General features: G+C 59.1%; 7 protein-coding genes. 3 read left to right on the top strand and 4 right to left on the bottom strand.

Going from position 1 to position 8182, the window contains the following annotated elements; translation table 11 throughout:
- From AC1DRJ_RS14755 to AC1DRJ_RS14740, 4 genes are all read right to left on the bottom strand, one after another.
- Nucleotides 1-2035: Orn/Lys/Arg decarboxylase N-terminal domain-containing protein (locus AC1DRJ_RS14755; RefSeq protein WP_477802808.1), on the bottom strand; the 2035-nt coding region annotated here is incomplete at its 3' end.
- Nucleotides 2036-2320: 285 nt separating this feature from the next.
- Nucleotides 2321-3079: a DNA polymerase III subunit epsilon gene (dnaQ, locus tag AC1DRJ_RS14750; RefSeq protein ID WP_007944584.1), complete on the bottom strand. Its 759-nt coding sequence runs from the start codon at nt 3077-3079 to the stop codon at nt 2321-2323.
- Between the two features lie 196 nt (nt 3080-3275).
- Entirely contained in the window at nt 3276-3728 is a 453-nt protein-coding gene (rnhA, locus tag AC1DRJ_RS14745; protein WP_008028618.1) for a ribonuclease HI, read from the bottom strand.
- Between the two features lie 92 nt (nt 3729-3820).
- Complete coding sequence (locus tag AC1DRJ_RS14740) at nt 3821-4579, bottom strand: class I SAM-dependent methyltransferase (RefSeq protein WP_477802807.1); 759 nt, start codon at nt 4577-4579, stop codon at nt 3821-3823.
- A gap of 65 nt (nt 4580-4644) precedes the next feature.
- Here AC1DRJ_RS14740 and gloB point away from each other — a divergent pair, with 65 nt between their 5' ends.
- From gloB to AC1DRJ_RS14725, 3 genes are all read left to right on the top strand, one after another.
- Nucleotides 4645-5412, top strand: a complete 768-nt coding sequence (gloB, locus tag AC1DRJ_RS14735; protein WP_477802809.1) for a hydroxyacylglutathione hydrolase — start codon at nt 4645-4647, stop codon at nt 5410-5412.
- Nucleotides 5413-5511: 99 nt separating this feature from the next.
- A complete protein-coding gene (locus AC1DRJ_RS14730; protein ID WP_477802806.1) occupies nt 5512-6954 on the top strand; it encodes a LysM peptidoglycan-binding domain-containing protein in 1443 nt (480 codons plus the stop codon).
- A 310-nt stretch (nt 6955-7264) separates the two neighbouring features.
- On the top strand, nt 7265-8182 hold a 918-nt coding region (locus tag AC1DRJ_RS14725; protein WP_477802805.1), incomplete at its 3' end, for an extracellular solute-binding protein.

The raw sequence follows: 8182 nt of genomic DNA, 5'->3' as shown, positions 1-8182 counted from the left end.
CGTCCAGGGCGTCGATCGAAACCGCCTCCACCGCGCCGCGCACCAAATGATCATAGGCGTGGGCCGGTTTCATGACGATTTCCGGCAGCACGGTGTACATGCGCTTGAGGTGTTTGGCCGTGGCATTGCTGCGATAACAGGCGTGCAATTGGTCACACAAATCACGCAAACCCATGCCTTGATAGCGCCCGCCGCTCTGTTGCGCCACACAGGGCAGGCAGGTTGCGAGGCTGACGTTGGCATCGTAGCTGCGCTTGAACTCTAGCAACTCGGTCAACAGCGTGCTCCATTTGCCCTTGGTGATGCCCATCGAGAACAGCACCAGGAACGAATACAGCCCGGTCTTTTCGACCACCAACCCGCGTTCCCAGAGGAACTTGCTGACCACCGCCGCCGGAATTCCGCGTTCGCTCAGCGCGCCGCCAGCGGTCAGGCCGGGCGTCACCAGGGTGACTTTGAGCGGATCAAGCAATACATAATCGTCGGTCACGCCGCCAAAGCCGTGCCAGTCGGCATCGGTTTGCAGCAGCCAGTCTTCGGTGACCACGCGATCAATGCCTTCTACCGACGGCGGCTGCCAGATGGAAAACCACCAGTCATCTGCCGCGATATGCTGCCGCAGATTGGCCAGGGCGCGACGAAAGCTCAGGGCCTCGTCAAACATCTCCTGCAACAGCGAACGCCCGGCCGGACCTTCCATCATCGCCGAGGCCACGTCCAGCGACGCAATGATGCTGTACTGCGGCGATGTGGAAATGTGCATCATGAAGGCTTCATTGAAGCGGTCGCGGTCCAGTTGCCGTGCGCCGCCGTCTTGAACATGAATCATCGAGGCCTGGCTGAACGCGGCGAGCAATTTGTGCGTGGAATGCGTGGTGAACACCAACGGACTGTCTTCGCTGCGCGAGGTGGCCATGCCGTATCGCCCGGAGAAAAACTCATGGAACGCCGCATAGGCGTACCAGGCTTCGTCGAAATGCAGCACCTCGACGCTGTTGCCCAAGCTCTGTTTGATCAACTCGGCGTTGTAGCAAAGACCGTCGTAGGTCGAATTGGTGATGACCGCCAATTTGACCTTGGGCGCTCGCCCCTTGGTCAGCGGGCTGGCGTCGATCTTGGCCTGGATCGATTCGCGACTGAATTCGCTCAATGGAATCGGGCCGATGATCCCCAGTTCGTTGCGCTCCGGACACAGGTACAACGGGATCGCACCGGTCATGATGATCGAATGCAACACTGACTTGTGACAGTTGCGATCTACCAGCACCAAATCATCGCGGGCGACCATCGAATGCCAGACGATCTTGTTGGCGGTCGAGGTGCCATTAATCACGAAAAAGGTGTGATCGGCACCGAAATTACGCGCCGCACGTGCCTCCGCTTCGGCCAACGGACCGGTGTGATCGAGCAAGGAACCTAATTCGGGTACGGAAACGGACAAATCCGAACGCAGGGTGTTTTCCCCAAAAAACTGATGAAACGCCTGCCCGACCGGGCTCTTGTGATAAGCCACGCCGCCGCCATGGCCCGGCGTGTGCCAGGAATAATTGGAATCGGCGGTGTGTTGCACCAGCGCCTTGAAAAACGGTGGCAGCAGACCGTCCAGGTACTTGCGCGCGGCCCGGGCCACTTGCCGGGCCAGGAACGGCACCGTGTCTTCGAACAGATAAAGAATGCCGCGCAACTGATTGAGTTCGGCCATCGCATCGGCCGGCGCGTTTTCCAGCGTCACCTGTTCGCCGAGGGCGAAGATTGGCAGGTCCGGCGCACGCACTCGCGCCAGGCCAATCAGTTCGGCCATGTTTTGCAATAAATGCGAGTCCGTGCTGGCGTCTTCGGCGGCAATCAACATGCAGGAGAGACCATGATGGGTAGACGCGACCAGGCGCCCTTCGGTGTAATCAACCGCTGAAACAATGCTGAAGCCTTCCTGCTCCAGCTCCCGGGCGATGCCCCGAACACGATCACCGGCGACAGTGTCGGCCTTGATGTCGCGGTGGACGATCAGGACCGGGAATTTCAAATCTTTATACATGGGGCTCAGTGTCCTGAGGCGGCAGACCGTGGCCTGTCAATACCCTCAGGGTAGAGGGTTGCTGCGGATGTGGCGAGTGCCGATGCCCCGAATTGGGTCGTCGGTTGCCCGCACACAATCTGTAGCAGCTGYCGAGCAYCGCGAGGCTGCGTYCGGCTGTGAAGAAGCCGTCGTGAAACCTGATACCGCGGTTTTGCAGATACAGCGAGCGCTGACAATTTACGACTGCTGCGCAGCCGAACGCAGCCTCGCGGTGCTCGGCAGCTGCTACAGCCTCGGCAGTTGCTACGCCTGCGCCTTGGCATCCGCCAGTTGCTGCCACAGCGACGGGGCGCCGGCAGCCTTGGCGATGGCTTCAAGACGCGCCACGTGCTGGGCCAGGTCATCTTCGCTGGCGCGGATGATGCGGGCGCGTGTGCGGTCGGCCGGCAAGCGGCGGATTTCAGTGGCGGAGTTGTCCGCACCTTCGCCGGAGCCATTGCCGTCGGACGCATTACCGGCCAGCGACAGGCTGGTCTGGCCGCCAGTCATGGTCAGGTAGACGTCGGCGAGAATCTCGGAGTCGAGCAACGCGCCGTGCAGTTCACGACCCGAGTTGTCGACGCCATAACGCTTGCACAAGGCGTCGAGACTGTTGCGCTGCCCCGGGTGACGTTCCCGGGCCATCATCAAGGTGTCGAGGATCGAGCAGTGTTGCGTGATGTCCGCACGATCGTGCTGGCCCATCAGGGCGAATTCGTTGTTGATGAAACCAACGTCGAACGCCGCGTTATGGATGATCAGTTGCGCGCCTTTGATGAACTCGAAGAACTCATCGGCGACTTCAGTGAAACGCGGTTTGCCCACCAGAAATTCGTTGGTGATGCCGTGAACGCCGATGGCGCCTTCGTCACTCTCACGATCCGGCTGCAGGTAAACGTGAAAATGCCGGCCGGTCAGGCGCCGACCGATCAACTCGACACAACCGATTTCGATAATCCGGTGGCCGTCGGTCACCGGCATGCCGGTGGTTTCGGTATCGAGTACAACGGATCTGGTGGCCATCAGTGCTCAGCTCTCAACGGGTCATTCGTACAAAAGCGGCGATGTTAACACGCTCGCCGGGGTCTTTCAGGGAGACCGGGTTGCGGCCCTCGCGAGCAGGCTCGCTCCCCACAGGGGATTTTCGAACAATGGAGATCCAGTGTGGGAGCGAGCCTGCTCGCGAAGGCCTTAACGCGGTACATCGACAGAGTCAGAATCAAGCTTGCTTGTAACCGCGCACTTCATCCACGCCCCGGTTGGCCAACTGGTCCGCCCGTTCGTTACCGTGGTGACCGATGTGCCCCCGCACCCATTTCCAGGTGACGTTGTGGCGATTGACCTGCTCATCCAGCAACTTCCACAAGTCAGCATTTTTAACCGGTTCCTTCGCGGCGGTTTTCCAGCCGCGTTTCTTCCAGTTATCCATCCATTCGTTGATGCCTTTCATCACGTACTGGGAGTCCGTCACCAACAGCACGTCGCACGAGCGTTTCAGCTCTTCGAGGCCACGAATCGCGCCCATCAGCTCCATGCGGTTGTTGGTGGTGTTGGCTTCGCCACCCCACAGTTCCTTTTCTACGCCTTTGCACACCAGCAGTGCGCCCCAGCCGCCAGGGCCAGGGTTGCCTTTGCAGGCGCCGTCGGTAAAGAGTTCTACGCTATCGCTCATGCCAATCTATCCAGAAAATGCGGTGGCTCGGCGATCCGTGATCGACGATGCCCGAGGCCGGGACGGACCCGACCGGGAATAATAAAAAGGTATTACGGGTCGATGCGACGACGATTGACCTTGGCCATCGGCAAGGGAATCAGCTTGCCCATCGGTTCGCGCCGTTCCTGACGAAGTGGACGCAGGCCCACCACGATCTTGCGGGCCACCAATAAATAGAAACCGCCGCCCGACAGTTGCCAGTCACCGGCCTTGCGCTCCCAGCCGGCCAGACGGGTCTGCCAGGCGGGTGACGCGAGCGGCGGACGATAGCACCCGAAGCGGCGTTTCTCCAGCGCGAAACCCAGCAGGTTCAGCCAGTCGGCGACGCGCGATGGGGAGATGCAACGCGCCTTGCGCATGGCGTCATGAGCAAATACATGGCGCAAGCCCCACGTGCTCCACGGATTGATACCGATGATCAGCAAATGCCCACCAGGCCGCACACTGCTCGCCGCTTCGCGCAGCAAACCATGGGGCGACAGGCAGAAATCCAGCCCATGCTGCATGACCACCACGTCAGCGGCGTGCTCGCTCAACGGCCAGGCCTGTTCTTCACAAACAATTTCGACACCGGGCAATGGCGCACCAAGCCGCACGTTGCGCTGTACTTGAGGCGCAGACGGCGGCGTCTGGGCTGACGGACCGTAATGCACCAGATAACCGCCGAAGAAACGCCCCAACTCGTCTTCGAGCATGCGCCGTTCTTCATCCAGCARAAATTGTCCGATAGGGCCGGACAGCCATTCACGGGCAGCGCTGATCAATGTCAGCCACTCGGGATCAGCCTGAGCGAACGCTTTATCGGTCATTGCATTCTCCAACGCGCCAGGAAGTTCTAAGATGCGCCATTGTTTTCCGCTTGGCGAATCCGACGATGATACAGATCAGTGCCCTGCCCGCCTTCACCGATAACTACATCTGGTTGTTACAAGATCAACGCACCCAGCGCTGCGCCGTGGTCGATCCAGGGGATGCCGCCCCCGTGCAGGCCTGGCTTGCCGCACATCCGGGGTGGGTATTGAGCGATATTCTGATCACTCATCACCACCATGACCACGTCGGGGGCGTCGAACGGCTGAAAAAAGCGACTAACGCGAAGGTTTTCGGGCCCGCCAGCGAGACCATCCCGGGCCGGGACGTGGCGCTCAAGGACAACGACCGCGTCAGTGTACTGGGCTGGGACTTCGAGGTTTTCGCCGTCCCGGGCCATACCCTGGGGCACATTGCCTATTACCATCATGGCCTGTTGTTCTGCGGTGACACCCTGTTCGCCGCCGGTTGCGGACGGTTGTTCGAAGGCACACCTGAACAGATGCACACCTCGCTGACACGCCTGGCCGCATTGCCGGAAGATACGCTGGTGTATTGCACTCACGAATACACGCTGAGCAACCTTAAATTTGCTGCAGCAGTGGAACCTGACAATCAGGACATTGCCGCTCGCCTGGCCAAAGTAACCCGGCAACGTGAAGCCGGGATCATGACCTTGCCTTCGACGCTGGCCTTGGAAAAGCTCACCAACCCGTTTTTACGTGTTTCTGAAACATCTGTTAAAGAAAAAGTGGACGAACGGAATGGCCCCGATAACCGGGCACCGAGTATGGTTTTTTCTGCTTTAAGGGCTTGGAAAGATACGTTCTAAGCCGTCTTCGTTTTGTAATGAAAATACTGAATGGTTGACCGCAAGGGGTGCGCTTTCTAGAATCGACCGACATTTTTGCCCGGAACTTACTTCCAGCCAATGTCGTCATCTATTAGTAAAGTCATCAATACAGACGCATTGACCCGCCTGGCTCAAGCCATAGCGGTGGCTGTGTCCGCCACTTTGGCGGGTTGTTCCAGCCATGTGCCGCAGACTGACGCGACACATACCCCGAATATCGCCGCCCGCGCCAAACAGCAACCCATTTGGCTCAGCGAAAAACCAAGCCCGCTGGCTGCACAGGACGTCTGGGAGCGCATGCGCCTGGGCTTCCAGTTGCAGGATGGCCTTGGCGTCAACCCGCGTATCGAGCAACAGCGACTGTGGTTCGCCAGTAACCCGTCCTTTCTCGAAAACGCTGGCGAGCGCGGCAGCCTGTACATTCACTACATCATCGAACGCCTTGAAGAGCGCAACATGCCGCTGGAACTGGCGTTACTTCCGGTGATTGAAAGCTCCTACAACCCGATGGCCTATTCCCGGGCGCACGCAGTGGGTCTTTGGCAGTTCATCCCTTCCACCGGGCGTTACTACAACCTGCGCCAGACCCGTGCCTATGATGGCCGACGCGACATTACTGCATCGACTACCGCAGCCCTGGATTACCTGACCCGCCTGCACGACATGTTCAACGGTGACTGGATGCTCGCCCTCGCCGCCTACAATGCCGGCGAAGGCACCGTCAGCCGGGCAATCGAGCGCAACGAGAGACTCGGCCTGCCGACCGATTACTGGAACCTGTCACTGCCCTCGGAAACCCAGGCCTACGTGCCCAAGCTGCTGGCCTTGTCGCAAGTGGTACTGGCACCCGAAGCCTACGGCGTGAACCTCAGCCCGATCGCCAATGAACCGTACTTCAAGGTCGTCGAAATCAATCAGCGCATGGACCTGTCCACGGTTGCCGCGGTGGCCAACATCGATGAAGACGAACTGTTCCAGCTCAACCCGGCGCTCAAACAGCGCACTACCCTCGAAGGCCCCCAGCATCTGCTGGTGCCCACCTCCAAGGCGCAGTTGCTGACCACCAGCCTGTCGACCATGCGTCCGGAAGAGTTAATCAGCAAGAAGCCGCTCAGACCGGTCTTCGACAACGCAGACGATTCTCAAATCGCCAGCGCAAAGCGCACCTATCGGGTCAAGCGCGGCGACAGCCTCGGCAGCATTGCCAAGGCCAATAACGTCGATGTCAAAGACCTGCAACGCTGGAACAAGCTGTCGGGCAAGAACCTCAAGGCGGGTCAGAAACTGGTGATGCGCGATACCACCAAGGGCAACACTGGTCGCGTCAACACGGTCGTCGCATCAAACAGCAAGGCCGGCAAAAAGAACTCACAGACCCAATACAAGGTCCAGCGCGGCGACTCGCTGTACATGGTCGCCAAACGCTTCAACGTCGAGATGCAGCATCTCAAGCGCTGGAACCCGCGTGTCGGCAAGGCGCTGAAGCCTGGGCAGGTACTGAAGGTATCTTCGCCACACTAAAAAGAACCCCTGATGTCAGGGGTTTTTTTCGCCTGCGATTTGAACGCTGTTGTGTTGTGGCTGTTGTGGCGAGGGGGCTTGCCCCCGTTGGGTCGCGAAGCGGCCCCCGCGCTCCTTCAGATACCCTTAATCTTCAGAATTTGCATCTGCTTCGTAGCCGAACGGGGGCCAGTCCCCTCGCCACAGGTTTGTGTTCGTTCACTGCCACTTGCGTAATTAACCACGCATTAACCCCCTGTCTTTTTCCTGTCGATACAAGCTGTTACTGTACTGGCCACAAAGCCCAAGCCGCCTGGATCGGATCTCTGACTTGAAGCGTCCCCTCCTTCTGCTCCTGATCAGCCTGGCCTTGAGCTCTCCCGCAAGCGCGACGATCAGCGAAAGCCATGGTTATGCGCAGTTCGGCACGCTCAAGTACCCGGCCCGATTTACCCACTTCGACTGGGTCAACCCGCAAGCGCCCAAGGGCGGTACGTTGCGGGTGATGGCGTTTGGCACCTTCGATACGCTCAATCCGTATACCTTCAAAGGCTCAAGCCCGGTCTCGACGCCGAATTTCCTGCAATACGGGATCAATGAGCTGAACGAGCCGCTGATGGTCGGTACTGGCCAGTACGCGCCGTCCGGCGACGAGCCGACCTCCAGTTATGGACTGATCGCCCAGTCGGTGGAATACAGCGAGGACCGCAGTTGGGTGGTGTTCAACTTGCGCCCCGAAGCGCGCTTCCACGATGGTTCGCCGATTACTGCGCGTGACGTCGCGTTCTCCTACCGCCTGCTGCTCAAGGAAGGTCATCCGCAATACCGTACCAATCTTCAGGAAGTCGCAAGGGTCGATATCCTCACCCCTCATCGCGTTCGATTCGTATTCAAGCGTGCCGGCAATCCGTTATTGATCCTGCGCCTGGGCGAATTGCCCGTCATGTCTGCGCATTACTGGAAAGGTCGCGATTTCAAGGCAACCACCTTTGAACCCCCCATGGGCAGCGGACCCTATCGCATCACCTCGGTGACGCCCGGGCGGCAGATTGTTTTTGAACGGGTCAAGGACTACTGGGGCAAGGATCTGCCGGTCAATCGCGGCAAGTACAACGTCGATCGCATGGAAGTCGAGTTTTACCGCGACAGCGATGTCGCCTTCGAAGCGTTCAAGGCCGGCGAGTTCGACGTTTACATCGAGCATCAAGCCAAGAACTGGCAAAACGGGTATAACTTCCCGGCGGTACGA

It is taken from the genome of Pseudomonas sp. P5_B2, assembly GCF_056400445.1.
Note: the sequence above shows the minus strand (reverse complement) of the source record. Positions and strands in the feature narration are given on the sequence as shown.

Excerpts from the sequence above, each read along its gene's own strand:
- dnaQ (WP_007944584.1), bottom strand. The coding sequence starts at position 3,079 with ATGGCCACCAGATCCGTTGTACTCGATACCGAAACCACCGGCATGCCG.
- rnhA (WP_008028618.1), bottom strand. The coding sequence starts at position 3,728 with ATGAGCGATAGCGTAGAACTCTTTACCGACGGCGCCTGCAAAGGCAAC.
- gloB (WP_477802809.1), top strand. The coding sequence starts at position 4,645 with ATGATACAGATCAGTGCCCTGCCCGCCTTCACCGATAACTACATCTGG.
- AC1DRJ_RS14730 (WP_477802806.1), top strand. The coding sequence starts at position 5,512 with ATGTCGTCATCTATTAGTAAAGTCATCAATACAGACGCATTGACCCGC.